Annotated in this window: 27 protein-coding genes and 2 riboswitches; of the genes, 12 read left to right on the top strand and 15 right to left on the bottom strand. The window is 62.1% G+C overall.

Translation table 11 applies throughout. The features are described from left to right. Nucleotides 1-79: 79 nt before the first annotated feature. Nucleotides 80-1,216 (top strand): DUF2157 domain-containing protein, encoded by a 1,137-nt coding sequence (locus tag FDG13_RS17485; RefSeq protein ID WP_180131268.1) that lies wholly within the window; start codon nucleotides 80-82, stop codon nucleotides 1,214-1,216. Here the strand turns inward: FDG13_RS17485 and FDG13_RS17480 are convergent. Both FDG13_RS17480 and FDG13_RS17475 read right to left on the bottom strand, forming a co-directional pair. After that, on the bottom strand, nucleotides 1,213-1,803 hold the full coding sequence (locus FDG13_RS17480; RefSeq protein WP_078366001.1) for a hypothetical protein: 591 nt from the start codon (nucleotides 1,801-1,803) through the stop codon (nucleotides 1,213-1,215). The two genes, FDG13_RS17485 and FDG13_RS17480, sit on opposite strands and share 4 nt — an antisense overlap. 108 nt (nucleotides 1,804-1,911) lie before the next feature. Continuing rightward, entirely contained in the window at nucleotides 1,912-2,571 is a 660-nt protein-coding gene (locus FDG13_RS17475) for an LON peptidase substrate-binding domain-containing protein (RefSeq protein WP_180131265.1), read from the bottom strand. Nucleotides 2,572-2,662: 91 nt separating this feature from the next. On the opposite strand from FDG13_RS17475, the gene FDG13_RS17470 reads away from it, so the two are divergent. Next, nucleotides 2,663-3,496, top strand: coding sequence for an undecaprenyl-diphosphate phosphatase (locus FDG13_RS17470; RefSeq protein ID WP_180131262.1), 834 nt, complete (start codon nucleotides 2,663-2,665; stop codon nucleotides 3,494-3,496). A gap of 8 nt (nucleotides 3,497-3,504) precedes the next feature. Here FDG13_RS17470 and FDG13_RS17465 read toward each other — a convergent pair whose 3' ends face one another. The 4 genes from FDG13_RS17465 to FDG13_RS17450 form a co-directional block, all read right to left on the bottom strand. Next, nucleotides 3,505-4,320 carry an alpha/beta fold hydrolase gene (locus FDG13_RS17465; protein WP_180132560.1) on the bottom strand — a complete coding sequence of 272 codons (816 nt, stop codon included), beginning with the start codon at nucleotides 4,318-4,320 and terminating at the stop codon, nucleotides 3,505-3,507. 2 nt (nucleotides 4,321-4,322) lie between these two features. Then, entirely contained in the window at nucleotides 4,323-5,150 is an 828-nt protein-coding gene (locus FDG13_RS17460; RefSeq protein ID WP_180131259.1) for a proteasome-type protease, read from the bottom strand. 128 nt (nucleotides 5,151-5,278) lie between these two features. Next, complete coding sequence (locus FDG13_RS17455) at nucleotides 5,279-6,343, bottom strand: transglutaminase family protein (RefSeq protein WP_180131256.1); 1,065 nt, start codon at nucleotides 6,341-6,343, stop codon at nucleotides 5,279-5,281. Next, nucleotides 6,340-9,015: a circularly permuted type 2 ATP-grasp protein gene (locus tag FDG13_RS17450; RefSeq protein ID WP_180131252.1), complete on the bottom strand. Its 2,676-nt coding sequence runs from the start codon at nucleotides 9,013-9,015 to the stop codon at nucleotides 6,340-6,342. The genes FDG13_RS17455 and FDG13_RS17450 overlap by 4 nt, the downstream gene beginning before the upstream one ends. 77 nt (nucleotides 9,016-9,092) lie before the next feature. Here FDG13_RS17450 and FDG13_RS17445 point away from each other — a divergent pair, with 77 nt between their 5' ends. After that, nucleotides 9,093-9,791: a ProQ/FINO family protein gene (locus FDG13_RS17445; RefSeq protein WP_255435306.1), complete on the top strand. Its 699-nt coding sequence runs from the start codon at nucleotides 9,093-9,095 to the stop codon at nucleotides 9,789-9,791. Between the two features lie 121 nt (nucleotides 9,792-9,912). On the opposite strand, the gene gcvP is transcribed toward FDG13_RS17445, so the two are convergent. The 3 genes from gcvP to gcvT form a co-directional block, all read right to left on the bottom strand. Next, complete coding sequence (gene gcvP / locus FDG13_RS17440; RefSeq protein ID WP_180131248.1) at nucleotides 9,913-12,852, bottom strand: aminomethyl-transferring glycine dehydrogenase; 2,940 nt, start codon at nucleotides 12,850-12,852, stop codon at nucleotides 9,913-9,915. 122 nt (nucleotides 12,853-12,974) lie between these two features. Further along, a complete protein-coding gene (gene gcvH, locus FDG13_RS17435; RefSeq protein ID WP_180131245.1) occupies nucleotides 12,975-13,349 on the bottom strand; it encodes a glycine cleavage system protein GcvH in 375 nt (124 codons plus the stop codon). A gap of 218 nt (nucleotides 13,350-13,567) precedes the next feature. Further along, entirely contained in the window at nucleotides 13,568-14,716 is a 1,149-nt protein-coding gene (gcvT, locus tag FDG13_RS17430; RefSeq protein ID WP_180131242.1) for a glycine cleavage system aminomethyltransferase GcvT, read from the bottom strand. A gap of 56 nt (nucleotides 14,717-14,772) precedes the next feature. Next, nucleotides 14,773-14,907: riboswitch (glycine riboswitch) on the bottom strand. A 20-nt stretch (nucleotides 14,908-14,927) separates the two neighbouring features. Continuing rightward, a riboswitch (glycine riboswitch) is annotated at nucleotides 14,928-15,042 on the bottom strand. Between the two features lie 55 nt (nucleotides 15,043-15,097). Here gcvT and FDG13_RS17425 point away from each other — a divergent pair. After that, nucleotides 15,098-15,343 carry a hypothetical protein gene (locus tag FDG13_RS17425; RefSeq protein WP_180131239.1) on the top strand — a complete coding sequence of 82 codons (246 nt, stop codon included), beginning with the start codon at nucleotides 15,098-15,100 and terminating at the stop codon, nucleotides 15,341-15,343. 68 nt (nucleotides 15,344-15,411) lie between these two features. Beyond that, nucleotides 15,412-15,915, top strand: a complete 504-nt coding sequence (locus tag FDG13_RS17420; protein ID WP_180131236.1) for a C40 family peptidase — start codon at nucleotides 15,412-15,414, stop codon at nucleotides 15,913-15,915. Nucleotides 15,916-15,947: 32 nt separating this feature from the next. On the opposite strand, the gene FDG13_RS17415 is transcribed toward FDG13_RS17420, so the two are convergent. Both FDG13_RS17415 and FDG13_RS17410 read right to left on the bottom strand, forming a co-directional pair. Beyond that, complete coding sequence (locus tag FDG13_RS17415; RefSeq protein ID WP_180131233.1) at nucleotides 15,948-16,280, bottom strand: hypothetical protein; 333 nt, start codon at nucleotides 16,278-16,280, stop codon at nucleotides 15,948-15,950. Beyond that, complete coding sequence (locus tag FDG13_RS17410; RefSeq protein ID WP_180131230.1) at nucleotides 16,280-17,971, bottom strand: electron transfer flavoprotein-ubiquinone oxidoreductase; 1,692 nt, start codon at nucleotides 17,969-17,971, stop codon at nucleotides 16,280-16,282. The genes FDG13_RS17415 and FDG13_RS17410 overlap by 1 nt, the downstream gene beginning before the upstream one ends. Nucleotides 17,972-18,104: 133 nt before the next feature. Here FDG13_RS17410 and FDG13_RS17405 point away from each other — a divergent pair, with 133 nt between their 5' ends. From FDG13_RS17405 to FDG13_RS17390, 4 genes are read left to right on the top strand one after another with little or no spacing between them, the layout of a single operon-like run. Next, on the top strand, nucleotides 18,105-18,887 hold the full coding sequence (locus tag FDG13_RS17405; RefSeq protein ID WP_180131226.1) for an SDR family oxidoreductase: 783 nt from the start codon (nucleotides 18,105-18,107) through the stop codon (nucleotides 18,885-18,887). Then, nucleotides 18,871-19,812, top strand: a complete 942-nt coding sequence (locus tag FDG13_RS17400; RefSeq protein WP_218942782.1) for a DMT family transporter — start codon at nucleotides 18,871-18,873, stop codon at nucleotides 19,810-19,812. The genes FDG13_RS17405 and FDG13_RS17400 overlap by 17 nt, the downstream gene beginning before the upstream one ends. Next, the gene (locus FDG13_RS17395) at nucleotides 19,809-20,375 is read left to right on the top strand and encodes a chorismate lyase (protein WP_180131222.1); all 567 of its coding nucleotides are present in this window, start codon (nucleotides 19,809-19,811) and stop codon (nucleotides 20,373-20,375) included. Before FDG13_RS17400 ends, FDG13_RS17395 begins: the two co-directional genes overlap by 4 nt. Then, nucleotides 20,372-20,791, top strand: coding sequence for a thioesterase family protein (locus FDG13_RS17390; protein WP_180131220.1), 420 nt, complete (start codon nucleotides 20,372-20,374; stop codon nucleotides 20,789-20,791). The genes FDG13_RS17395 and FDG13_RS17390 overlap by 4 nt, the downstream gene beginning before the upstream one ends. Nucleotides 20,792-20,871: 80 nt before the next feature. Here the strand turns inward: FDG13_RS17390 and FDG13_RS17385 are convergent, their stop codons facing one another. Continuing rightward, nucleotides 20,872-21,276: a DUF2934 domain-containing protein gene (locus FDG13_RS17385; RefSeq protein ID WP_180131215.1), complete on the bottom strand. Its 405-nt coding sequence runs from the start codon at nucleotides 21,274-21,276 to the stop codon at nucleotides 20,872-20,874. A 105-nt stretch (nucleotides 21,277-21,381) separates the two neighbouring features. Further along, nucleotides 21,382-21,939: a LuxR C-terminal-related transcriptional regulator gene (locus FDG13_RS17380; RefSeq protein ID WP_180131212.1), complete on the bottom strand. Its 558-nt coding sequence runs from the start codon at nucleotides 21,937-21,939 to the stop codon at nucleotides 21,382-21,384. Between the two features lie 85 nt (nucleotides 21,940-22,024). Here FDG13_RS17380 and FDG13_RS17375 point away from each other — a divergent pair, with 85 nt between their 5' ends. The 3 genes from FDG13_RS17375 (at nucleotide 22,025) to FDG13_RS17365 (ending at nucleotide 23,952) form a co-directional block, all read left to right on the top strand. Further along, nucleotides 22,025-22,732: a CoA transferase subunit A gene (locus FDG13_RS17375; protein ID WP_180131209.1), complete on the top strand. Its 708-nt coding sequence runs from the start codon at nucleotides 22,025-22,027 to the stop codon at nucleotides 22,730-22,732. A gap of 2 nt (nucleotides 22,733-22,734) precedes the next feature. Continuing rightward, nucleotides 22,735-23,373 carry a 3-oxoacid CoA-transferase subunit B gene (locus FDG13_RS17370; RefSeq protein ID WP_078365980.1) on the top strand — a complete coding sequence of 213 codons (639 nt, stop codon included), beginning with the start codon at nucleotides 22,735-22,737 and terminating at the stop codon, nucleotides 23,371-23,373. A gap of 93 nt (nucleotides 23,374-23,466) precedes the next feature. Beyond that, entirely contained in the window at nucleotides 23,467-23,952 is a 486-nt protein-coding gene (locus FDG13_RS17365; RefSeq protein ID WP_180131205.1) for a LapA family protein, read from the top strand. A 20-nt stretch (nucleotides 23,953-23,972) separates the two neighbouring features. On the opposite strand, the gene FDG13_RS17360 is transcribed toward FDG13_RS17365, so the two are convergent. After that, complete coding sequence (locus FDG13_RS17360) at nucleotides 23,973-25,328, bottom strand: MATE family efflux transporter (RefSeq protein WP_255435304.1); 1,356 nt, start codon at nucleotides 25,326-25,328, stop codon at nucleotides 23,973-23,975. Between the two features lie 227 nt (nucleotides 25,329-25,555). After that, nucleotides 25,556-26,758 (bottom strand): MFS transporter, encoded by a 1,203-nt coding sequence (locus tag FDG13_RS17355; protein ID WP_180131197.1) that lies wholly within the window; start codon nucleotides 26,756-26,758, stop codon nucleotides 25,556-25,558. Between the last annotated feature and the right edge of the window lie 25 nt (nucleotides 26,759-26,783).

Here is a 26,783-nt window from a genome sequence, read left to right as displayed (position 1 = left end):
TTTAGGCGGCACCCTTGCGCTGGGCGTGTATTGTGCGTACCCTGCGCCGCATCTTTGTTCAACCCAAGCACCCATAGCCATGTCACCACCGCTCGTTCCCAACCCCGATCAACCCGCCCAGGTGCGGCTTGGCCCGGCCGACCTGAGCCAGGCCGTGTTGGACGGGTTGATCACCCGCCAGCAGGCCGATGCCTTGTGGGCGCGCTGGTCGCGACTGGCGCAGCCGGTGGCGGGGGGTGGCGGGCTTTCACCGGCAGCGGCGCCTGCCGGGCCGGCTTTCAGCTTCACCAACACGTTGTATTACTTTGGCGGGATGGTGGCTATAGGTGCCATGACGCTGTTTTTGCGCCTGAGCTGGGACGCTTTTGGCCCCTGGGGCCTGATGCTGCTGAGTGCGGCCTACCTGCTGGCCTGCCTGAAGGTGGCCGACCATCTGGCAAGCCGCCAGCTGCGCGTGCCTGCGGGCATTTTGGCCACGCTGGCGGTGGTGCTGGTGCCGCTGGTGGTGTGGTGTGCCCAGCATGGCTTGGGCTGGTGGCCGCCGGGCGGGCCAACCAGTTATTCGGCCTACCACACGCACATCAACTGGCGCTGGCTCACGCTCGAGTTTGTGACCCTGGCCGCCGGTGTGGTGATGTTGTGGCGCTATCGCCTGCCATTCATGGTGATGCCGATTGCGGTGACGCTCTGGTACATGAGCATGGATGTGGCGCAGGCTCTGTGGTCGGACGTGGGTTACTGGGACTGGGAGTTCACCCGCGATGTGTCGCTGGTGTTTGGCATCGCCACGGTGTTTATCGCGCTGTGGGTCGATGCCCGCAGCCGCCAGGCGTTAGAGGCCGAATGGCGGCAGGACTACGCGTTTTGGCTGTACCTGTTTGGCACCATCATGTTTTGGGGTGGCCTGAGCCTGCGCGACTCGGACTCTGAATGGGCTAAGGCGCTGTATTGCCTGATCAACCTGCTGCTGGTGTTTGCCGGGGCGGCCATTGGGCGGCGGGTGTTCACCGTGTTTGGCGGGTTGGGGGTGGCGATTTACCTGGGCTACTTGTCACACCGGGTGTTTGGTGACAGCCTGGGTTTTGCCTTTGTGCTGACCCTGCTGGGCCTGGGTGTGGTGGCCTTGGGCATCTGGTGGCAGCGGCATGAGGCGCAGATCAACGCCTATTTTTCAGCCTGGCTGCCGCCGGGGCTGCGGCCCCGGCCCACGGACTAAACCAACAGTGTGTTGGCAAAGGCGTGGATGGCTTTGAGGTCGGGTGCCAGCTCGGTGAAGGGCAGGCGTTCACGCACCAGGATCTCGCGCAGGCCCTGGTCCACTTCACGCGCTTGTTCTTCGTCCTGAAAACGGCCTGAGCGCACGTACTTCTTGTCGCCACGTTTGACCAGCACGTTGACGTTGTCGTTTTGCCGGTACCACTGCAGGATCTGCTCGCGGGTTTTGGCGATGTCGCAGATGTTTTCCGAGTAGTTCTCGTTGTAGAACAGCACCTGGGGCAAAGAGCATTCGGTGATCAAAAAGTGCACCTGGCCGTCGATCAGGTTGAGCATCTCAAACTGGCGCTGGGCAATGAAGTACTGGTTTTTTAACACCTCAAAGTTTTGCTGCCAGACCAGCGACTTGGCAAAGTCGGGAATGGTTTCCACCGTTTTGCCCTGCAGGCTCAGGTGCAACACGATGGCTGCTGAAAACAGCGACTTGTCGCTGCCCGGGCCACCAATGATGTTGATCACCTTGGTGGGGTACAGGCGCATCTTGGTTTCGGGCAGGTGGTTGAGGACGTTGGCGTAGCGGATGCTCATGGTGGGTGCTCGGTGGGTGCGGTTGTCGTGGGGGCTGAAAGCAGTGCGCTATCGTGTGCCAAATGGGGCCACTTGGCAAGCCTGGCAAGTGTTTTGTTTGATGTAACTTCAGGTGGCGATGCCGTTGCGCTCCAGCAGGTCGCTCACCAGCTCCAGGCGCACCAGCGGGTTGTCCAGCGCCATCAGCTGGTGTTTGAGTTCCAGCGGCATGGGCAGCAGCTCACACCAGCGGTTGGCCACCCAGGCGCAGTCGTCCAGCCGGTAGGGTTCGTGGATCGGCATCTGGTCGGCGGGCAGCTCTTGCTCAAGCAGGGTGTTGATGACCCGCAGCAGGGTGCTGGCCACCGCCTGCAGATCGGGCGGGATGGCCACACTCTGGTCGGCGGGCAGCAGGTTCACATCGGCCACCCACAGGCCGTGTTTGAGGAGCTGGTGTGTTTTGACGGTAAAGCGCTGTGCGCCGGTGCACTGGATCAGCATCAGGCCGGGCTGCGGTCGGCTCAGCGCGGTGATACGCGCCAGAGTGCCAGTGGGGTAGAAAATCTCGTCAGCCACCTGGGCGTTGTCTGGCAGGTTGCTGGGGGGCTGGCGCACCTCGCTGCCCTGGTTCAAGGTGACCACACCAAACGGTGCGCCGGTTTTGAAACATTTGCCCACCATGTCGAGGTAACGCACCTCAAAAATCTGCAGCGGCAAATAGCCGCCTGGAAACAGCACCGTACTCAGCGGAAACAGCGGAACGGATTGGAGCGCCAGCGTGTCAGTCATGTCGTGTGTTTGTCAGAAATGGCATGCATGATCCCACGAATGGGCCAGACATGCGCGCTGTGATAATGCCGCAACAAATGAAGGAGTGCGCGTGGATATTGTGTTGCTGATCAAGGCCGCCATCATGGGGCTGGTAGAGGGCTTGACCGAGTTTTTGCCCATTTCATCCACCGGCCACCTGATTCTGGCAGGCGCTTTGTTGGGCTTTGATGACGACAAGGCCAAGGTGTTTGACATTGCGATCCAGACCGGCGCCATTTTTGCGGTGATTCTGGTTTATTGGCAAAAGATCCGCGACACCGTGGTGGCTTTGCCCACCGACAAACAGGCGCAGCGTTTTGCGCTGAATGTGGTGATTGCCTTTTTGCCAGCGGTGATTCTGGGCCTGCTGTTTGGCAAGGCCATCAAGGCGCATTTGTTCACCCCGGTGGTGGTGGCCAGCACCTTCATCATTGGTGGTTTCATCATTTTGTGGGCTGAGCGGCGCCAGGAGAAAAACCCGGCGGTGGCGCGTATCCAGGATGTGGACGCCATGACGCCGATGGACGCTTTGAAGGTGGGCCTGGTGCAGTGTTTTGCGATGATCCCGGGTACCAGCCGCAGTGGCGCCACCATCATTGGTGGCATGTTGATGGGTCTGTCACGCAAGGCCGCCACTGATTTTTCGTTCTATTTGGCCATTCCTACGCTGATTGGGGCGGGAGCCTATAGTCTGTATAAGGAACGTGCTCTGTTGTCTGTAGCGGACTTGCCAATGTTCGGGGTTGGGCTGGTGGTGTCGTTCCTGAGCGCCTGGCTGTGTATCCGCTGGCTGCTGCGTTTTATCTCCACCCACAGTTTTGTCGGCTTTGCCTACTACCGCATTGTTTTTGGCCTGGTGGTGCTGGTCACCGCCTGGAGCGGGCTGGTGACCTGGGCGGAATAAGCCCCCGATCAGGACCGCAGGGCTGACAGGTTCAGCAGCGCGGCCTCGATGGCGGCGGCGGTCACCAGCGGCTGCTCCATCGGAAACAGGTGGCTGCCGTCAAGCATCATGGTGCGCCCGTGCGTCACGCGTTGTGTCAGGGCCATGCCCACCTGTTTCATCTCAGCCGAGCGTGTGCCACCAATAAAGGCCACCGGGCAGCGCACCGGGTGCTGGCGCAGCATGGCGTCCAGGTTGTCGGGCAGGGTGTTGTAGATGGCGGTTTCGACCTCACGCTCAAAACGCAGCACACGCCGGGGTTCACCGTCAATCTGTGTGTCTACCGTGCCATGGCTGATGTAGTCGGCCAGCACCTGCGGGTGCCATTGGGCAAACGCCTGTTTGCTTTGAAAGTGGGCCAGGGCTGCAGCGGCGTCGGGCCACTGGTAGCGCCGGTTGCGGCTGACCTTGCCGGGTGAGATGGCGCCCACCAGCTGGGTGCGTTTGGCCACACCGACCAGGTTGGCCCGCCAGCCGCCCAGAATGGGCGCGTCCAGCAGCAGCACACCCCGCGCCAGATCCGGCGCTTTGGCAGCAGCCATCAGGCTCAGGAAACCGCCCAAAGAGTGGCCGACAAAAAACAGGGGTTCACCCGCTTGCGCCACCACAGGCCGGGCAAAGTCCAGCAGCTGCTGCACCAGATGGGGCCAGTTGCTGGTGACCGGGTAAAGCGGGTCGTGGCCAAACTGATCCACCGCATGCGCCACCAGACCACGCGCCTGCAGCGCCTGAAACATCAGGCGGTAGGTGCTGGCGCCAAAGCTGTTGGCGTGTGAAAAAACGATCTTCAGATCAGCTTCTCTTGCGGGGTGGTGATTTTTTTCAGGGGCAGGCTGCGCCCGGCGTTCTGCATCAGCGGCACGTCGGTGGCTTCGCCGTTCCACATCGGGTCTTCGATGCTGTCAAACACCTCGCGCAGCTTGACGCCCCAGCTGTTGTGCAGCATCTGGAAGTAGGGGTTGTTCTCGTCAATACACACCACCTTGTCGGTCTGGAAGCGGTCGGCCTCGTAGACCACCAGGTCCAGCGGCAGGCCAACCGACAGATTGGACTTGAGGGTGGAGTCCATCGACACCAGCGCGCACTTGGCGGCCTCGTCGAGCGGCGTATGCGGGGTGATGACACGGTCGAGCACCGGTTTGCCGTATTTGGATTCACCGACCTGGAAGTACGGTGTCTCAGGCGTGGCTTCGATGAAATTGCCCGCCGAGTAGACCTGGAACAGGCGCATGCCTTCACCCTTGATCTGGCCGCCAAAAATCAGGCTGACGTTGAAGTCGACCCCGGCGAGCTTGAGTGACGCAGCGTCACGCTCGTACACATGGCGGATGGCCGAGCCCAGCACGCGGGCGGCGTCGAACATGCTTTTGGCGTTCCAGATGGTCAGGCCATCTTCGTCGTCGTTGTCCTTGAGTTTTTCGACCTGCAGGATCTCGCGCACCGACTGCGAAATGCTCAGGTTGCCAGCTGACAGCAGCACCATAAAACGGTCGTCGGGCTTTTCGTAGACGATCATCTTGCGAAAGGTGCTGATCTGGTCCAGCCCGGCGTTGGTGCGTGAGTCGGACAGGAACACCAGTCCGGCATTGAGTTTGATGGCGACGCAGTAGGTCATAGAAGTGGGGGGCAGGGCGGTAAACAAGATCAGGCAAAGCCGCTATTGTCCCTCAGACGGCTCCTTTGCCGTGTTCTGGAATGGCTAGACCCCAAACTCGCAGCACCGGGCAGGGTGCCGGCGGGTGGCTACAGGCCCTGTCCGCGTGATGGCTCACCCGACTTGGCGGCTGCGGGGGGCGGACCTTGTCTTTGTGACTGCGATTGGCTTTGGCTTTGGGATTGCGTTTGGCTTTGGCTTTGGGATTGCGTTTGGCTTTGTTCCGAGCCAAAACTCATCGACGGCACCGGCTCCACCGTCACACCCACGGTCAGCACATGGCTGGCGCCGCCGTGGATCACACCTCGCATCGGCGACACGTCGGAGAAATCGCGGCCAATGGCCAGGGTCACATAGTCCTCACCGGGTGAGGGCCAGCCCGCGCGGTCGTTGGTGGGGTCCAGATCCACCCAGCAGGCGGGCAGTGCGGGCAAGTCGTTGCTGGCGCTTTGGGCCGGCAGGTAGACCGAGGCCCAGGCGTGGGAGGCATCGCTGCCGCGCAACTTGACCGTGCCTGGCGCCGGATTGGTCAGCAGGTAACCGCTGACGTACCGTGCGGCCAGGCCCATGGAGCGCAGGCAGGCGACAAAAATGTGGGCAAAGTCCTGGCACACCCCTTTGCGCTGCGCCAGCGCCTGCAGCGCCGGGGTGTTGACCTCGGTGCTCAGGCTCTCGTAGCTGAAGTCGTGGTAGATGCGGTGCATCAGGTCCAGCGCACACAGCAGCAGGCTCTGGCCAGGAGGGAAGCTGGGCCGCGCGTAGGCCGCAAAGTCGCTGTGGTGCGGCGCCATGCTGGAGGCAAAAACAAACTCGTTGGCGGCGTCAAACACTGCCGCTGCGTGGTAACGAAAGCGTTCGCGCACCACCTCCCAGCTGGTCAGGTGGCGGGGCAGGGTGCTGGTTTGGGTGGTGACCTCGCTGGTGGCCACCACCTGCAGCCGACGGTGAGGCACCTGCAAGGAGAAAAAATGCCGGGTGTTGCCAAACACGTCCTCGGTGCTGCTGATCTGGGCGGGCTGGGGCGTGATCTCCAGCAGGTGGTGCAGGCGCTGCTGGCTGGGCAGGTCGCGCGGTGTCAGGTAGGCCATGTGTTGTGCCGTCTCTACCGCCGGGCGGTAGTCGTACATCGTTTCATGGGTGATGCTGAGCTTCATACAAAACCAACGCTGTGGTTGCTCAGGCCTGCATGGGTGAAATAGGTGGCGCTGATGTCTTCCGAGACCTCGTAGGCGGCGTTGCTGCACTGCTGCAGCACCGACCTGAGCAGCTCGTACTGGGGCGTGGCGCCGCTTGTACCGGCCATGGCCGGTGTCACCAGGTCGGGGGCCACTTCACACAATTGCGCCAGCCCCCAGGCGTTGGGGTTGGGCACCTTGAGCGCCAAGGGCGAGAGCTGGTTGGCATCGCTGCCGGCCAGCTTGGCCAGGCGCCCACGCAGGGTGTGGGCCACCCAGGACACCGAACGCGGGTTGTCGCGGTCGATCACCAGCAGGTCAATCATCGCGGCCATGTCGCGGCTTTGCTGGAACTCGGCGTGGAAGGTGATGGCGTTGTCAAACAGCTCCAGCATGGCGTCAAAGCCGCTGTCGGTCTCCAGGCTCTTGCAGGCCAGCGCCTGGTTCAAGGCGGTGGACAAAAAGCCCAGGCGTTCGATGTGGCGGCCAATGCTCAGCAGGCGCCAGCCGTCGTCGCGGGTCATGCGGTCGGTCTGGGCGCCGGTGATCGCGGCCATGTGGTCGCTGGTGTCCTTGAGGATCTGCAGCGCCTGCTGCACCGGAAAATCACCGCGCTGGCGGTGTTCGGCAAAACGGGCAAACAGCACCTCTTCGGCACGGGTGATGATGCGCCAGTGCTCTTGCGACAGGCGTTCGCGCACGCTCGATGCGGCCATTTTCAGGGCGCGCAGATAAAAGCCCACGCTGGTGGCGTTGCGGGTGCTGCCCAGGCTGTCGATCAGGGCGCGCTCAAACACCCGGGGCGCCTGCAAGGGTGTCGGTACACCGGGCAGCACCAGGGTGTTGGCCACCGCCATCTGGCCCAGCCAGGTCAGCAGCGGCACACCCGAGGGGTCTTCGCCGTGCAGGCATTCCAGGGTCAGGCGTGCCAGGCGCAGCGCGTTTTCGGTGCGTTCGGTGTAACGGCCCAGCCAGAACAGGTTTTCAGCGGCGCGGCTGGTAACCAGGCGCTTGCGCTGCATCAGGCTCTCAGGTGTCAGGTGCGGGTGCAGCAGGGTGGCGTGGTCGACCTCGCCGGTGGTCAGCGCCCAGACGTCGGCACTGCTGCCGCCGTGCTGCATGGAGGTGATCTCTTGTGAACTGCTGGCCACCCGGGCCAAGCCGCCGGGCAACACGCGCCAGCCCTGTTCACCGTCAGACACCGCAAACACCCGCAGCATCACCGAGCGCGGCACCAGGCCGGGCTGTTTGTCGGGCTCGGCCTGCCAGGTAGGCATTTGTGACAGCGGGGTGTAGGCCTGCACCGTGTGTTCTTCGGGGTGGCGGGCAACACGGCCTGCCCACTCGTTGAGCGACTGGGGTGTCTGGCGGGCGCCCAGCACTGCGTCAAAACTGGCGTGGCTGCTGGAGCCCGGGTAGGTGGGTTTGATGGCGCACTCCTGCAGCCGCACCATGGCGTCAAACATGGCGCTGCTCTCACCACACCACCAGGTGGGCAAGGCGGGCAGGCGCAGCTCTTCGTCAAACAGGTGGCGCGACAGCGCGGGCAAAAAGCCCAGCAGCGCGGGCGACTCCAGAAACGCCGAACCCGGCGTATTGGCCACCAGCACGTTGCCCGCACGGATGGCCTGCAGCAGGCCTGGCACACCCAGGGTGGAGTCGGCGCGCAACTCCAGCGGGTCCATGTACTGGTCGTCTACACGTTTGAGCAGACCATGCACTGGCACCAGACCCTTGAGGGTCTTGAGGAACAGGCGCTCGTCACGCACCAGCAGGTCACTGCCTTCGACCAGGGTCAGGCCGAGGTAACGCGCCAGGTAGGCGTGTTCAAAATAGGTTTCGTTGTAGGGGCCGGGGGTCAGCAGGGCCAGGTGTGCGTCGGCGCCCATCGGGCTCAGGGTGCGCAGGCTGTCCATCAGAGCGCGGTAGGTGCTGGCCAGGCGCTGCACCTTGAGGCTGTCAAAGGCGGTGCCAAACTGGGCCGAGATCGCCAGCCGGTTTTCCAGCAGGTAACCCAGGCCAGAAGGCGCCTGGGTGCGTTGCCCCACCACCCACCAGTTGCCATCGGGGCCGTGCGCCATGTCAAACGCGGCAATGTGCAAATAACGCCCACCCACGGGCCGGATGCCGTGCATGGCGCGTAAATAACCGGGGTGGCCGTGTACCAGGGCCGGTGGCAAAAAGCCCGAGGCCAGCAGCTCTTGCGGGCCATAGACATCGGCCATGACCCGCTCCAGCAGGCGTACACGTTGCAGCACACCGGCCTCAATGTGTTGCCAGCTCGCTGCATCCACCAGCAGCGGGAACAGGTCCAGCGACCAGGGGCGCTGTGGGCCGTTCTCGTCGGCATAGACGTTGTAGGTGATGCCGTTGTCACGGATCTGGCGCGCCAGCGCCACGCTGCGCTGGTTCATGTCGGCGGCGGTGTCGTCGCGCAATGTGGCGAAGAAATCGCCCCAATCCCTTTTTATAAAAGGGCTGGTAGCTATGTTTTGTGTAGTGTCTTCGGGGCCGGGCAGAGCGCCGTTTGACACCACACCCGCGAGTTCGTCAAAGTGCCCTTTGGCGCTTTTGTAAGCCGCCACCAGCTCGCTCAAGCTGGGGTTGCCTGGGCCAGCTTCTTGGGTGGGTGACGATTTGGCGGGCTTCATGGCGTTGAGTATGCCAGTGAAGTCGCGCTTTGAATGACAATCACGGGTTAAACAAACTGATCGACCCGATCCACGCCATGACCGATATCCTGCCAGTTTCCGCTGAGACCATGACCGATTCACCCTCGGAGAACCTTGCCCCGGCCACTGCGCCAGCAGCTGCCAGCACACCACCCACCAAGGGCAAAAACCGCTTTGCCAGCGCCCAGCCGGTGCTGGAGAAGCTGTTTGAGCTGTACCCCCATCTGTTTGGCCAGCGTTTTGTGCCGCTCAAGCTCGGTGTGTTCCAGGACCTGCTGGCGGCCCACCCCGAGGTGTTTGCCAAGGACGAGCTCAAAGTGGCACTCGGTGTGCACACCCGCTCTACCCGCTATTTGCAAAGTGTGGCCCAAGGCCTGCCGCGCCATGACTTGTTAGGCCAGGTGGTGGAGCCGGTGGCGCCCGAACATGTGCTGCTGTCGATCGTGGAAGTGTTCCAGCGCCGCCAGGCGCGCTCTGACGAAGATTTGCTGCCCAAACTGCGCAAGCAGATGCTGAGCGCCTACCAGGCCAGCGGCCTGACCCGCCAGGACTACCTGTCGCGCCTGACCACGCTGGAAGAGAAAGTCGCCGCCTTGCTCGATGAGGTGATTGACGAGGTGGAGCAACAACGTGCGCGCCAGGCGGCGCTGCTGCGGGCCTTTGATGCCAGCGGCAAGACGGTCGAAGACTTCGCCGCCGAACTCGGCATGGATGTGCGCCAGATCCAGACCGCGCTCAAGCAACGCAAGGCCTGAGCTGGACCCCGGGTCTGATCGACCCACCCAACAAAAAACCGCCGGGGTTACCCCAGGCGGTTTTTTTATGGTTGGTTGGCCATGGCCACCGTGCTGACGCCGGTGGCCAGGACATCAGGGTTTATTCATCCACCGGCACGCAAGAGCAGAACAGGTTGCGGTCGCCATAGACGTTGTCGATACGTCCCACGGGTGGCCAGTACTTGCTTTGTTTGAGGCTAGGCATCGGAAACGCCGCTAGCCCGCGTGTGTAGGGCTTGGGCCACTCTTCTTCTAATAGCGTGGCGGCGGTGTGTGGCGCGTTTTTGAGCGGGTTGTTGTCCTGCGGCCAGACCCCTTGCTCGACCTGGGCGATTTCGGAACGGATGGCGATCATCGCGTCGATGAAGCGGTCCAGCTCCTCCAGCGTTTCGCTCTCAGTCGGTTCCACCATCAGGGTGCCGGGCACCGGGAAACTCAGCGTGGGCGCGTGAAAGCCGTAGTCCATCAGGCGTTTGGTCATGTCTTCGGCGCTGATGCCGTTGGCGCCACCGGTGGCCTCTTTGAGCTGACGCACGTCCAGAATACATTCGTGCGCCACACGACCGGGTTTACCGTCTACCGGCACACTGGTGTAGAGCGTGGGGAAATGGTCCTTGAGGCGGGCGCTGATGTAGTTGGCGCTCAGAATGGCCACTTCAGTCGCGGCCTGCAGGCCTGCGGCGCCCATCATGCGGCAGTACATCCAGCTGATCGGCAACACCGCTGCGTTGCCCAACGGCGCCGCTGAGACAGCACCCACGCCCGAGCCAGCAAGCCCACCCGCGTTATGACCGGGCAGGAAGGGCACCAGATCAGCCACCACACACACCGGGCCCACACCGGGGCCGCCACCGCCGTGCGGGATGCAGAAGGTTTTGTGCAGGTTCAAATGGCTCACGTCACCACCAAACTCACCCGGTGCGGCCAAGCCGACCAGCGCGTTCATGTTGGCGCCGTCCACGTAGACGCGCCCGCCGTGGCTGTGCACCAGGGCGCAGAGGTCCTTGACGTTGGTCTCGAACACACCGTGGGTGCTGGGGTAGGTGATCATCATCGCGGCCAGGTTGGCGCTGTGCTGTTCACACTTGGCCTTCAGGTCGGCCATGTCGACATTGCCCTGGGCGTCACAGGCGGTCACGACCACCTTCATGCCCACCATGGTGGCGCTGGCCGGGTTGGTGCCGTGGGCGCTGCTTGGGATCAGGCAGATGTTGCGGTGCGCTTCGCCACGCGAGGCGTGGTAACCGCGAATCGCCAGCATGCCGGCGTACTCACCCTGGCTGCCCGCGTTGGGCTGCAGGCTGATGCCCGCGTAACCCGTGGCCTGGCACAACCAGGCGCGCAGCTGCGCGTCCAGCTCGGTATAACCCTGGCGCTGGTCGGCCGGGGCAAACGGGTGGATGCCTGCGAACTCGGGCCAGGTGATCGGGATCATTTCACTGGTGGCGTTGAGCTTCATGGTGCAGCTGCCCAGCGGGATCATCGTGCGGTCCAGCGTCAGGTCAAAGTCCGAGAGGCGGCGGATGTAGCGCAGCATGCCAGTTTCACTGTGGTAGCTGTTGAACACCGGGTGGCTCAGGTAGGCGCTAGTGCGCAGCAACTTCGCGGGCAGCAAGGAGTCGGCCATCGGTTCCACCTGGGCAAAGGTCAAGGTGCGGCCACGGCCACCGGTTTCACCTCGGCGGGCGGTGTTGGGCCAGCCACTCACCGCGTCGGCAAAGAAGGACCACAGGGCTTCGACATCGGCGCGGGTGCTGGTCTCGTCGAGCGAGATGCCCAAGCTGTCTTTGGAGACCAATCGCAGGTTGGCCCCCGCTTGCAGGGCATTGTTAGCTATCGAAGCGGTAGCGTCGCCGGTTTCCACGGTGAGGGTGTCAAACGCTGTGGCATTGGCCACGGTATAGCCCAACGACTCCAGACCAGCGGCCAGCACGGCGGTCAGGCTGGCCACGCGTTGGGCGATGCGTTTCAAGCCTTGCGGGCCGTGGTAGACCGCGTACATGCTGGTGATGACGGCGGGCAGCACTTGCGCGGTGCAGATGTTGGAGGTGGCTTTTTCGCGGCGGATGTGTTGTTCACGCGTTTGCAAGGCCAGGCGGTAGGCCGGGTTGCCGTGCACGTCGACACTGACACCCACCAGACGGCCGGGCATGCTGCGTTTGAACTCGTCGCGGCAGGCCATGTAGGCAGCGTGCGGGCCGCCGTTGCCCATGGGCATGCCAAAACGTTGGGTGGTGCCAATCGCGATGTCGGCGCCGAGTTCACCGGGGGGTGTCAAGAGGGTGAGCGCCAACAGGTCGGCGGCCAGAATGACCACACCACCTTTGTCCTTGTAGTTGGCGATCCATTCGCGGTCGTCACGCACCACACCACTGACGCCGGGGTACTGCAGCAGCACCGCAAAACTCTCATCGGCCAGGGCCTCGTCGCCGGTGCAGGTCTTGACGGTGATACCCAGCGGCTCTGCGCGGGTGCGGATCACTTCCAGCGTTTGTGGCAGCACCTCGTTGTCGACAAAAAAGGTGGTTGAATTGGACTTGCTCATGCGTAGCGCCAGCGTCATCGCTTCGGCGGCAGCGGTGGCCTCATCCAGCATCGAGGCGTTGGCCATCGGCATGGCCGTCAAGTCGGTGATCATGGTCTGGAAGTTCACCAGCGCTTCCATGCGGCCCTGGCTGATCTCGGCCTGGTAGGGGGTGTAGGCGGTGTACCAGGCCGGGTTTTCCAGGATGTTGCGCAGGATCACACCCGGGGTCAGGGTGTCGTAATACCCCTGGCCGATGTAGCTCTTGGCCACCTTGTTTTTGGCCGCGATGGCCTTGAGTTCGGCCAATGCGGCGGCCTCGGTGATGGCGGGTGGGATGGCCATGGGCTGGCTGCGGCGGATGCTGCCAGGCACGATCTCGTTGATCAGTTCGGCGCGCGAACTGGCGCCGACCGCCTTGAGCATGAGCGCTTCATCGGCTGCGTCCACACCAATGTGGCGGGCGATGAACTCGCTGCTGTTTTCAAGTTCGGACAGGGGTGGGGTGTTGGGCATGGCGGTGACTCAGAGGTGACAAAACAACAGACGGGGAAACGCGGCCAGACAAGGCCATCACGAGGTTGTATTTGGGGGCGCGCGCTGCTTGCCAAATCACAAGCAGCGGCGCGTTGTGCTTTTTAGTGCGCGTCAGCGGCAAAGCTGGTGTAACTGGTTTCGTCCATCAGGCCGTCGAGTTCGGCTGGGTTGCTCAGTGTCATCTTGAAGAACCAGCCCGCGCCCAGCGGGTCGGAGTTGGCCAGGGCCGGGTCGGCACGCAGGGCTTCGTTGACTTCGGTGACGGTGCCGTTGGCGGGCATGTAGACGTCAGCGGCAGCTTTGACCGATTCGACGACTGCGGCAGCGTCTTTGGCAGCGTAGGTTTTGCCGACTTCGGGCAGATCGACAAATACCACGTCGCCCAGCGCGTCTTGCGCATGGTGGGTGATGCCCACGGTGGCGTTGTTGCCGTCGATCTTGACCCATTCGTGGTCGGGGGTGAATTTGATGCTCATGTGGTGCTCCGTAAAGTGAATTGAAACGTTTGAAAACTTGAAACTGTTTGTCTATTTACCCGCCGCGTACGCCGGGTGACTGACTCCGCGAATGTCCCCCGTTTTGGGGCTTACGCCCCAAACCTCCTCCTTGATTTCGCTGCATCAGACACCCCACGCACGCTGCTAGTCGGCATTGGTAAAGTTTCATGACGCAGGTCAAAGGCTGAGAAAGGAATTTAACCGCGGAAATAGTTGGTCGGCACAAAGGGCATGGCCACAACTTCCATCTTGACGGGTTTGCCCCGCACGATGGCGTTGACCTGGGTGCCCACAACGGCCAGCGCGGGTGGCAGGTAGCCCATGGCCACGGGTTTGTCGATGGTGGGGCCAAGCAGGCCGCTGGTGACTTCACCCACACGTGCGCCGGTCAGGTCTTGCAACTCGGTGTGTTCCCGCACGGGAATACGCTCCAGCGCGATCAATCCAACACGTTTTCGGGCTATAGCCCTCGTTGGATCTGCCAATTGAGCTAGTATCTTTGTAGCGCCAGGAAAGCCTCCGGCGCGGGCACCGTCGGTACGACGTACCTTTTGCATGGCCCAGTTGAGGCTGGCTTCGACTGGGGTGGTGGTGGCGTCGATGTCGTTGCCGTACAGCGGTAGACCGGCTTCCAGGCGCAGCGAGTTGCGTGCGCCCAGGCCAATCGGTTTGACCTCAGGTTGGGCCAGCAGGGCATTGGCCAGTGCCAGGGCTTCGGAAGCATGCACCGAGATCTCGAAACCGTCTTCACCGGTGTAGCCGCTTCGGGTCAGGAACACATTGATGTTTTGGGTGCCGGTGTTGACCGTGAAGCTGCCGCCGGTCATGAACACCAGCTTCTCCACGCCTGGAGCCAGGCGGGACAGGGCGGTGACTGCTTGCGGCCCTTGCAGCGCCAGCAGGGCAAATTCGGGCATCGGGATGACCTGGCAGCGCGTGCCGATCTTGGCCTGGATGTGGGCGATGTCACCCACTTTGCAGGCGCCATTGACGATGACAAAAATCTCATCAGCGGCTTTGCGGAAAAACATCAGGTCGTCGATGATGCCGCCGTCTTCGTTGAGCAACAGACCGTAGCGTTGTTTGCCGATGGGCAGGTCGATCACGTCGACCGGCAGCAAGCTCTCCAGCGCGGCCGCTGCATCGGGGCCGACCAGGCGCAGCTGGCCCATGTGGGACACATCAAACAGACCCGCAGCGGTGCGTGTGTGTTTGTGCTCGGCAATCAGGCCGGCCGGGTACTGCACCGGCATGCTGTAGCCGGCAAACGGCACCATGCGCGCACCCAAGGTGATGTGCAGGTCATTGAGGGGAACGTTCAAAAGCGATTCAGGTGATGCGGACATCAGGCACTCCAGGGGCAGACCAAAAAAACCATGACACAACGGCTGTTCTGTCACAGGCTGCCCCCGCTGTCCGCTTTACCTGAGAGATTCGCCGGGCCAAGACCCACCAGATGGCGGGTCGACTGCGGGTTGCTCCTTCGGTGGACACACAAACCACATCAGGTTGGGTGTCTCTCTCCAGTGGGGATGCGTCAACACTCTGAACAGAGTGTGACGTTTGTCAGTCCTTTTGCCTGAGCGTTCAAACGACTGCAATCAGCGGTTCTGCGCCTTCGGCGGCTGCCCAGACACCAAATGGCGGGGCGGCTCTCTCCTGACGCGCGGAATTCTAACTGCACCACCGATAATGCGGTTTTGTTCCAACGGGTTGACTCTTGCAGCATGAATGATTCGAACAAAGCACTCTTTCTGGGCCTGGTGTCCAACCAGACCGCGTTCATCACCGGCATTGTGGTGTTTCTGTTGATGGGTTTGCTGGCGTTTCGCCGTGGCAAACAGACCAAACGCGCGGAGTTCACCGTGATTGGGCTGGTCTTCATGGTGTTTCCGTATGCGGTGTCGCAGCCCTGGTTGTTGTGGTCGATTGGTGCGGCGCTGATGGTGTTGTTGGCGGTGCGCTGGAAGTGACAAGAGCTTTGCGCCAAGCACCCTCTCGCCCAGCGGTTGGCAGCTGGGGCCACCCCAGGCGTCTTGCTATGTCAACGCTGATGTTGGCGCTGTTGCTGGCGGGCTGCGCCAGCCCACCTCCGTCACAACGCGGCTGGCAAGCCTATCCGGCGTCAGGCGGCGCTGCGGCTCCTGCGGCAGACATTCCGTCTCGGTTGACACTGGAGCAAGCGGGTGATGTCACCCTGTACGCCGTCGGATTGGTGGGCACACCTTACCGGTATGGTGGCAATACCCCCGAGAGCGGGTTTGACTGCAGCGGGCTGATCAGCCATGTGTACCGGTCGCGTGCTGGTGTGGTGCCGCCGCGCACCGTGGCCAAACTCCAGTTCTGGGGGGCACCGGTGGCGGGTGAGGCGATCCGTTCCGGTGATGTGGTCTTGTTTGCCCTGCGCGACACGGTGACCCATGCGGGCATCTACGTGGGAGAGGGGCGTTTTGTGCATGCACCCTCGACTGGCGGTGAGGTCAGGCTGGAGTCTCTGGCCAGCAGGTACTGGGCCTCACAACGCGTGGCGTTCCGCCGTCCTTGAGCTGGGTGATCCACCCCGTATGCCAGGGGAACTCAGTCCACCACCGCGATCAGGCTGACAAAAGCCACTTTCACACCGAGCCACGTGGCCAGCACAATCAGCCAGGATTTCCACTTGATACGTGGTGTGTTGAAACGGTTTTCGGCCAGTGTGAACACCACCGCACAGGCGGCGCCAAACACCAGGCCGATCCAGGCCTGGTACAGCTTGTCCACCCAGACGGATTCCACATCCTTGGCCACCGGCTGGAACACATTGACCACCAGCCCAAACAGCAGCCAGCGCACGGTGTAGCCGCGCCAGCGGTACCAGCGCCCCTGCGGCTCAGTCGACCAATGTGGTTTGACAGGCACCGAAGGTGACATCACATCTCCGCGTAATTGGGGCCACCGCCACCTTCTGGCGTGACCCAGACGATGTTTTGCGTCGGGTCCTTGATGTCGCAGGTTTTGCAGTGCACACAGTTTTGGGCACTGATCTGCAGCTGGTCGGCGCCGTTGGCGTCTTTGACAAACTCGTACACCCCGGCCGGGCAGTAGCGCGCCTCGGGCCCCGCGTACTTGGCCAGGTTGATGGCCACTGGCACGCTGGCGTCTTTGAGCGTCAGGTGGGCAGGCTGGTTTTCCTCGTGGTTGGCGTTGCTGATGAAGACGCTGGAGAGGCGGTCAAAGGTCAGCTTGCCATCGGGTTTGGGGTAGTTAATCGGCTTGCATTCGGAGGCCGGTTTCAGGTAGGCGTGGTCGGGCTTGTCGCGGTGGATGGTCCAGGACATCTTGCCCTTGAGGCCAAACTGCTCCAGCCCGTTCATCAGGGTGCCCACACCCAGGCCGTATTTGAACCAGGCCTTGAAGTTGCGTGCCTTGTTGAGCTCGGTGTAGAGCCAGCTGTTTTTGAACGCCTGCGGGTAGGCGCTGAGTTCGTCCTGCTGGCGGCCGTTGGTGACAGCCTCGAACGCCGCTTCAGCGGCTTGCATGCCGGTCTTGATGGCGGCGTGGGTGCCCTTGATGCGGCTGACATTCAGGAAACCCGCCTCACAGCCCACCAGTGCACCACCCGGGAACACCGTCTTTGGCAAGGCCAACAGGCCGCCAGCTGTGATGGCACGGGCGCCATACGCTATTCTTTTGGCAGTGACTTCGCCTGCTGAGTTTTCCAGGTACCAGCGGATGTTGGGATGGGTTTTCCAGCGCTGGAATTCCTCAAACGGGCTCAGGTAGGGGTTTTCGTAGTTCAGGCCGGTGACAAAACCCAGGGCGATCTTGTTGTCGGCCATGTGGTAGAGGAAGGAACCGCCGTAGGTTTTGCTGTCCATCGGCCAGCCTGCAGTGTGCACCACCAGGCCGGGTTCGTGGCGCGCCGGGTCGACTTCCCAGAGTTCCTTGATGCCAATGCCGTAACTTTGTGGGTCACAACCGGCGTCGAGTTGGTATTTGGCGATCAGCTGTTTGCCCAGGTGGCCACGCGCACCTTCGGCAAAGATGGTGTATTTGCCAAGCAGTTCCATGCCGATCTGGAAGTTGGGGCCGGGTTCACCGTTTTTCTCGATGCCCATGTTGCCAGTGGCCACACCACGCACCGCGCCTTGTTCGTCATACAACACCTCGGCGGCGGCAAAGCCCGGGAAAATTTCCACACCGAGGTTTTCCGCCTGCTGGGCCAGCCAGCGGGTCAGCGCACCGACACTGATGATGTAGTTGCCATGGTTCTGGCTGCATTCAGGCAGCAAAAAGTTGGGCGTGCGGTAGGCGCCGCCTTCACTGAGGAACAGCATGGCCTCGTCGGTGACGGGCTGGTCCAGCGGTGCGCCCATGGCTTTCCAGTCGGGGAACAGCTCGGTGAGGGACTGCGGGTCGAGCACCGCGCCCGAGAGGATGTGGGCACCGGGCTCGGAGCCTTTTTCGAGCACCACCACCGAGACCTCTTTGCCTTGTTCGGTGGCAAGTTGTTTGAGGCGGATGGCGCTCGACAGGCCAGCGGGGCCGCCGCCGACGATGACGATGTCGTATTCCATCGATTCGCGTGGGCCGTACTGAGCTAGGATGTCCTGGGGGGTCATGGTGGTTCTCGCTGGATAATGGTCAGAGTGCAGCGCATCTGCTGCAGATGACGGATTGTCGAAGATAAAACGAATTCTAGAGGCTGAGCTGCACTAAATAGAACGGTCGTTCTATTTTTCTGGAAAGAAGAACATGACATACAACATTGATCTGTCGGGCCGTGTGGCCCTGGTGACGGGCGCCTCCAGCGGCCTGGGTGCCCAGTTTGCACGTACCCTGGCCAGCGCTGGTGCGGCGGTGGTTCTGGCGAGTCGCCGTATCGACAAGTTAAAAGAGCTGCGTGCCCAGATTGACGGCGAGGGCGGGGACGCCCATGTGCTGGAGCTGGATGTGACCGACCAGGACAGCATCAGATCCGCCGTGGCGCACGCCGAGACCGAGGTCGGCTCGATCGACATTCTGATCAACAACTCGGGCGTCAGCACCAGCCAGCGGCTGCAGGACGTGACCGAAGCGGACTTTGACTTCATCTTCAACACCAACACCAAGGGCGCCTTTTTCATGGCACAGGAAGTCGGCAAACGCATGCTGGCGCGCGCCCAGGGGCAGGCGCCGGGCTCGTTCACCGGCGGGCGCATCATCAACGTGGCCTCGGTGGCTGGCCTGCGGGTGTTGCCCAAGATTGGGGTCTATTCAATGAGCAAGGCGGCGGTGATCCAGATGACCAAGGCCATGGCGCTGGAATGGGGCAAACATGGCATCAATGTCAATGCCATCTGCCCGGGCTACATCGACACCGAGATCAACCACCACCACTGGCAGACCGAGGCCGGCCAGAAGCTGCTGCAGATGCTGCCGCGCAAACGCGTTGGCCAACCGCATGACCTGGACGCGCTGCTGGTGATGTTGTGTTCGGACCAAAGCCATTTCATCAACGGCGCGGTGATTTCTGCTGATGATGGTTTTGGGGTCTAGCGCCGCCCACACACCTTCCCGCGCCATCTGGATCGGTATCGCCGCCGGGGTCGGCGCGGGGGCCTTGTGGGGTTTGGTGTTTGTGGTGCCACAGTTGACGCCGGGCTTGTCCTCGGTGGACTTGACCGCCGGGCGTTTTGTCAGTTTCGGGCTGATGGCGACTCTGATGATGGTGTTGGGGCGGCGTAGCCACAGCCTGCCGACCTGGTCGCAGGCGGCTACTGCCCTGGGCATGAGCCTGCTGGGCGCCACCGGCTACTACCTGTTGCTGGCCGAGGCGATCAGCGCGGCTGGCTCCGAAGTGCCGACACTGATTGTGGGCACCATCCCGATCTGGGTGATGTTGCTGGGCAAACCGCTCGGGCTCAAATGGTCGGCCCTGCTGCCCGGGCTGGTGCTGACCGCAGCGGGTTTGTTGCTGATGATGCAGGCCAGCCTGGCCCATGCTCTGGTGCTGCCGCAGCACGGGGCTGATTTCTGGTGGGGTGTGTTGTTGGCGGTGGTCGCCATGGTCAGCTGGACCGTTTTTGCGCTGCTGAACGCACTTTGGCTCAAACGCCACCCGCAGGTGAGTGCGGCGCAGTGGACCAACTGGATGGGTATGGCCACCGGTGTAGGTGCCTTGGTCTTGTGGCTGATTGCCGGTTCAGAGCCAAAAGAGCTTCTAGCCCAGGAAAATATTGGGCTGGCAGCTATGGCCTGTGTAGCAACCGGGGTGGGCTCGGGCTGGGCTGGCAGCATGTTGTGGAACCTGGCCAGCCGCCGTTTGAGTGTCAGTCTGGCCGGGCAGCTGATTGTGAGCGAAACCCTGTTTGGCCTGTTCTACGCGTTTGTCTGGCAGGGCGACTGGCCCACACTGGCGCAGTGGCTGGCCGTGCTGCTGTTCACCTTGGGCACCCTTGCCTCGATCAGGGCACACCGATGAGCGGTTGGACAAATCACAACTTTGGCCACGGTGGCCTAGGGCGCTGGCTGGCGGCGACCGGCTCGCTGAGCGCACGTCTGGCTGCCAGTGGTGATGTTTTTTCGGTGCAGGTGCTGCGTCAGGGGCGGCTGCCCTTGACGGTGGATGAGGCGCAGGCATTGGGCGTGGCTGGGCGGCGCGACGGTTATGTGCGCGAGGTGCTGCTCAAGGTGGATGGGGTTCCTGTGGTGTTTGCCCGCAGTGTCACCGCCCATGAGCACTCGCTAGGGGCCTGGCGCTCGGTGCGTGGTTTGGGCACTCGGCCGCTGGCCGATGTGTTGTTCCGGCGTTCGGGCATCACCCGCCAGCCGATGCAGTTCAAGCAGTTCAAACCCAACACGGCCTTGCCCAGGCAGATCCAGCGCGTGCGCCCCGGTGCACCACGCAGCCTGTCGGCGCGGCGTTCGGTGTTTTTGCGCCAACAGGCGCCGCTGCTGGTGATGGAGGTGTTTCTGGCACCTCCGGCAGCCTGGACAGGGCCTGTGGCACGGTGGCAGCCAATAGATTGGAAGGGCAGACCATGAAGATCGAGATTCCGGAGCGCAAGAAGCTGGTCTACGAGATGCTGATCCCGATTCGCTGGGGCGACATGGATGCGCTCAACCATGTCAACAACGCGACCTACTTCAGGTACCTGGAAATCGCGCGGGTGGACTGGATGCACAGCATTGCCGCGATGCCCACACCCACCGGGCAGGGGCCGGTGATCGTCAACGCGTTCTGCAACTTCTACAAACAGCTGGCCTACCCGGGAGATGTGCTGACCAAGCTCTACACCAGTGACCCGGGGCGCACCACTTTCGAGACCTGGGTCACGATGGAACGTGCAGACCGCCCGGGGGTGATCTGTGCGGCGGGTGGTGCCACCACCATCTGGATTGATTTTCCCCAGCAAAAGGCCGTGGCCCTGCCTGAGTGGTTGCGCGCTGTGGTCAGCTGAGGAAGCCGCCGTTGATCGATAAAAGAGGCTCTGGCCCTTTTAAATAAAGGGCTGGTAGCTATCAAAAAAGAATAATTGGCTCAGGCGCTGAAATGACCGCTGGCAATCAGACGATCCACTTCAGCTTCAGCGGCCAGCCAGTCGTCTGCCGGGTTGCCCAGGGTGAAGCCACGGCGCTCGGCGATGTAGAACGCTGCCACCGAGACGTAGTGGTTGCGTTGTTCGCTGGTGAGCACCGGTGCCGGGGCTGACGAGGGTTTGAGTTTGGTGGCGCTGACTTTTTTGGCAGGCGCCTTGGCCGCCGGTTTGGCTGCGACAGCCGGGCTGGCCTCAGGCGCGGCCGTGGTCGCCACAGGCGCTGTGACCGCAGGTGCCAACGCAGCAGCGGCCACCTTTTTGGCTGCGGGTGCCTTTTTGGCGGCAGCTTTCTTGACCGCTGGTTTGGCTTCTGCATCAGCAGCGGGCTTCTTGGTGGTTGTAGCCATGATTTCTCCTTTGGGTTGAACGCAATCAGAGTGTGTGGCGAACTTGTGGGGCATGCTTTGATACAAGTCACACAAAGGTGCGCAATATCCATGCCATTCGGGGCATCAGCCCGACATCAGCTTGTGCACGAGGTCACCCGTGTTGGATGCTGCGTATTTTCGCATCAGCTTGGCCCGGTAAATCTCCACAGTGCGGTGGCTGATGCTCAGCGCGCGGCCAATTTCCTTGCTCGACAGACCCCCCATCAGCTGCGCTGCCACCTCGCGTTCGCGCGCTGTCAGTTCGGCCTTCATCGGGCGCCGAGCACTGAGGTCTTCAAAGCTCCAGATGCCGGCCTCATGCGGGGCGGCCTGGTTCAAAGCCCGGCCGGTCACATGGCACCAGAAGGGCTGGCCTTTGTGGGGGCCGTCGAGCCGCTTCATGATGCGGTCATCCGCGTAGGTGCCGTGGCGGTTGAGCAGGGGTGCGATGCGCGCACCGGCGCGCTCGAATTCCTGCACTGTGGGGTAGAGCAGCTGAAACGACTGGCCCACCAGCTGCTCACGGTGTGCACCAAACATGTCACACAGGTGGCGGTTGCAGTCCACCATGGTGCGGTTGCGTGACAGCGCCAGGCCCACCGGGGCCATCTCAAATGCCAGGCGGTAGTCGAAGTCGTTCATGGCCTAGGGTTGTCCTTTAGGAAAAACTACGTAGTGAACTAAGTAGTATGCTAGCGCCACCACCACCAACACCGGAGAACTTGGCGTGAACAAAATCTATCCGTCAGCAGCGGTCGCGCTGCGTGGCATCGTCCGGGATTCCCAGTTGCTGGCCGTGGGCGGTTTTGGCCTGTGCGGCATCCCCGAAGCCCTGATTGATGCCTTGCGTGACAGTGGCAAAAAAGACCTGACCGTGATCTCCAACAACGCTGGCGTGGACGGTTTTGGCCTGGGCAAGCTGTTGGAGTCGCGCCAGATCAAAAAAATGATCTCCAGCTATGTGGGTGAAAACAAGGAGTTCGAGCGCCAGTTTCTGGCCGGTGAGCTGGAGCTGGAATTCACACCACAAGGCACCTTGGCCGAGAAGCTGCGCGCCGGTGGTGCTGGCATCCCCGCTTTTTATGTGCGAACCGGTGTGGGCACGCTGGTGGCCCAGGGCAAGGAAAGCCGGGTGTTTGATGGCCACGCCTACATCCTGGAACACGCGTTGGTGCCCGATGTGTCGCTGGTCAAGGCGTACAAGGCCGACAGAAGTGGCAACCTGATCTTTCGGCGCACCGCGCGCAACTTCAACCCGGCGGTGGCCATGGCCGGCAAGATCACCGTGGTGGAGGTCGAGGAGATTGTCGAAAACGGCAGCTTTGACCCCGACGCAGTGCATCTGCCGGGCATCTACGTGAACCGCATCGTGCTCAATGCGACGCCTGAGAAACGCATTGAAAAACGCACCCTGTCTGAGAAAAAAGGAGATTGACCATGGCCTGGACACACGAGGAAATGGCGGCCATCGCGGCCCAGGAGTTGCAGGACGGTTTTTATGTGAACCTGGGCATTGGGCTGCCCACCCTGGTGGCCAACTTTGTGCCCCAGGACATCGAGGTCTGGCTGCAGAGTGAAAACGGCATGCTCGGTATTGGCCCGTTTCCGACCGAGGACGAGGTCGACGCCGACCTGATCAATGCGGGCAAACAAACCGTGACCACACTGCCAGGCTCCAGCATTTTTGGCAGCCACGACAGCTTTGCCATGATCCGCGGCGGCAAGGTCAACCTGAGCATTCTGGGCGCCATGCAGGTCAGTGAACGCGGTGACCTAGCCAACTGGATGATTCCGGGCAAGATGGTCAAGGGCATGGGCGGTGCCATGGACCTGGTCGGTGGTGTCAAAAGTGTGGTGGTGCTGATGGAACACGTGGCCAAGAAGAAGGACGGCAGTTTTGACCTGAAAATCCTGCCCGACTGCACCTTGCCGCTGACTGGTGTGGGTGTGGTGGACCGCATCATCACCGACCTGGCGGTGATGGACATCACACCGCATGGCCTCAAGGTGGTGCAGCGTGCGCCAGGGGTTAGCATGGACGAATTGCAGGAGAAAACCGGCGTGCCGCTACACTGAAGCGCTGCCCAGCCGCAGCCAACGGCCTGACCTGCTGACGCAGGTGCAGGCCGTTGTATTTGGCGCCGGGCGCTTTTTGAAAGGAACCCTTCGATGAAATTACGAACCCTCTCGGTGTTGCTGGTCTTGTTGGCGGTGGCAGCGTTTACCGTGTTGAACTGGCCGGTGATCTTGGCGCCGACCCCGCTGTCTTTGGGTGTGATCGACATCCAGGCGCCGCTGGGTCTGATTTTTCTGGCCTTGCTGGGCCTGTTGGTGGTGGTGTTTGTGGTCTATGTCTTGTACCTGCAGAGCACGGTGATGTTTGATGCACGTGCCCATGCCAAGGAGTTGCAGTCCAACCGCAAGCTGGCTGATCAGGCCGAGGCCTCGCGCTTCACCGAACTGCGTGGTTTTTTAGAGCTGGAGTTCAAACGTTTGGCCGTGACTGACCGCGAAGCCAAGGCCACCCTGGAAGCTCGATTGGATCAGCTAGAGCGTGCGCTGCGCCTGGCCGTGGAGCAATCCGGCAACTCTCTGGCAGCCCATCTGGCTGAGATGGATGATCGCTCGCGTTCTACGGGTTTGACACCACGCTAAGGCAGTGAAGGGGGCCAGGTTCAGGCCCGCAGGTGGGCACGCGCCACCTGGCGCAGCAACACCACCAGCCCCAGCGCGGCAATCGTCAGACCCAATATCAGCGCGATCCAGAAACCCTGTGCCGCCATGGCCTGATCGGGCCGCCAGGGCATCCAGCTGGGGGCCAGGCCCAGCACATAACCCAGTGGCAGGGCAAAAACCCAGAATGCGGTGAGGTGGATCACCATCGGTGAACGTGTCACCTTGTAACCACGGATGGCGCAGCTGGTGATGACCTGGGTCGCGTCCGAGAGCTGGAACACCGCCGCCAGCAGCAGCAACTGTGCTGCCATGGTGATCACCGCCGTGTCGCTGGTGTAGGCGCTGGCAATCCACTTGGCGGTCAGCGCCATACCGGCCGCTGACAAGCTGGCAACCACCAACCCCACCGCCACCCCAACCCAGGCCTGGTAACGCGCCAGCACCGCGTCGCCAGCGCCGAGTGATTGCCCGACCCGGGTCAACAGCGCCAGCCCCACACTCAGCGGCACCATGAACACCAGCGATGTGAAGTTCAGTGCAATCTGGTGCGCCGCCATCTGGGTGCTGCCAAATTCGGCGATCAAAAGCGCAATCAGGCTGAACGCGCTGCTCTCGGCAAAGTAGGTCACCCCAATTGGCAGGCCCAGCTTGAGCAGGCCCTTGATCTGCGTCCAGTGCGGCGGCTCAAACTGGCCCAGAGGCCAGGTGCTGCGGTAGGCGTTGGAATGGTGCATCCACCACACCAGCGCCAGCAGGTTAAACGCCACCGTGGCCAGAGTGGCCCAGGCGCAGCCCAGACCGCCCAGGCGCGGGAAACCCAGCTGGCCAAACACCAAGAGGCTGTTGACAACAATGTTGAGCAACAAGGACAACAGCGCAATCACCATCAGCGGTTTGGTCTGGTTCAGGCTGGTGCTGTAGCCATACAACACCCGGTAGAGCGCAAACAGCGGCAGCGCCAGGCTGGTGATTTGCACAAAACCCTTCGCCAGGTCGCGCACATAAGGCTCCAGCAGCATGTGATCAAACAACGCGGTGGTGATGTTGGCCAGCAGCAACGCGATCAGCCCCACGCCCAGCGCTTTCCACAAGGCCTGGCGCACGATGTGTGGCACACCGGCCAGGTCACCCGCGCCCACCTGGTGCGCCACCATCGGGTTGACACTCATCACCAGACCCATCAGGGTGATCATCAACATGTTCCAGACTGACACACCCAGCGACACACCGGCCAGATCCTGCGCCGAGGCGTGGCCGGCCATGGCCACATCGACCACGGCCATGCCGACGGTGGCGAGTTGACCGATCAGGATCGGCCAGGCCAGTTGCCACAGGCCCCGCAGTTCGGTGGACAAACGGGTACGCGACGCCGGATGGCGGAAAAGGTGTTGCAGTGGGGATATCAAAAGCGATAGCGCTTTGCGCTGATGGAAGGCGGGAGGGGTGCTGATTTTAGGATGAATGCAGGGGGCGCTTGCGGCCTGGGCTGCTGCGCTTGATGCTGCGTTGCATCCGTGCATTTTGCTCTGCTAAAAATAGCTATAAGCCCTTACGATAAAAGGGCTAGAGGCCAAAAAGACCATTAATCCGGGCGGCGTCGATGCAGTCGCTCAAGCCACACGGCCAGGCCGCCCAGCAGCGCCATGCCAGCGGTCATGGCCCAGATCACACCTTGGGCATGGGATGGCCCGGCAAACAGGCCCACCACCAAACCAGCCACGGGTTGCGTCACATTGTTGAGCAGCACAATCAGCCCGGTGGTTTTGCCCAGGTCTGTCGCCGGAATGACCTGCAGGCGGCGGGTGCGGATGTAGACGCTGAACATCTTGTCGAACCCAATCACCATCAAAAGCCCAAGCGCATACAAGCATGGCCCGCCAGAAACAGCGGTGGTCACCGCACCCAGCAGGATGGCCAGGTAGGCGGTGAGCCCCATGGCCCCCAGCGGCAAGGACACCCGCGCAATCACCAGAAGAATCAACACCGTGACGATGGCGCCGCCGGTTTGAAGCAGAGCGTAGTCGCTGCTGGACTGCTGCAGCGCCCCGGTGACCATCGCGGCCGAGGTGGCCAGCGTGACCCCCACCACCAGGTTGACCCCGGCCGCCAGCACAATCAGTTGTTTCAAACCGGGCAAACGCAGGACTTGGGTCAACGCGGTTTGGTAGGGTTGCAACCAATGCATGGTTTGCAGGGGATGGGCCAGCGTCGGCTCGACCAATTGCACTGGGCTGGCCCAGCGCCAGACGGCCATCGCAGCGTCCGCTGCCACAAACAGCAGCGCTGTGGCGCCCAGCACCACCACCCAGGACCACGAAGCCAGTGCCAGCGCCGCCAGCAGCGGCCCCAGCACCATGCCCAGCTGGTCGGCAATCTGGGCATGCGCCAGGACCTTTTCGGTGCGGGCACCGCGAAACACCTGGGGCAGCATCACCTCACGCGCCATCAAGCCCTGGGTGGTCAACACGCCACACACCGCCGACACCCCCACCAGCCAGGCGACCTGACCGGTCAAGGCCGATGCGATACAACCCAGCACACAGGCCAGAGCCCGGGCCATCTGGCTGATGCGCAACAAACGCAAGGGCGCGATCCGGTCACACAGCGCGCCACAGATCGGAAACGACAGGAACCGCGGCAAGGTCTCGACAAAAAAGGCAACCCCTGACCAGGCGGTGCTTTGGGTGACCTGGAACACCACCAGCGGCACCAGAAACAGCAGAATCTGGTCGGCCAGGCGCGAGAGGAACAGGGAGGTGTAAAAAGCGGAGTGGTCAGTGCGCATGAAAGGCGCCCCGCCGAACAAGGCT

It is taken from the genome of Rhodoferax sp. BLA1, from assembly GCF_013416775.1.
GTDB lineage: Bacteria > Pseudomonadota > Gammaproteobacteria > Burkholderiales > Burkholderiaceae_C > Rhodoferax.
The sequence above is the reverse complement of the archived record's forward strand: the minus strand, read 5'-3'. Positions and strand labels throughout refer to the sequence as shown.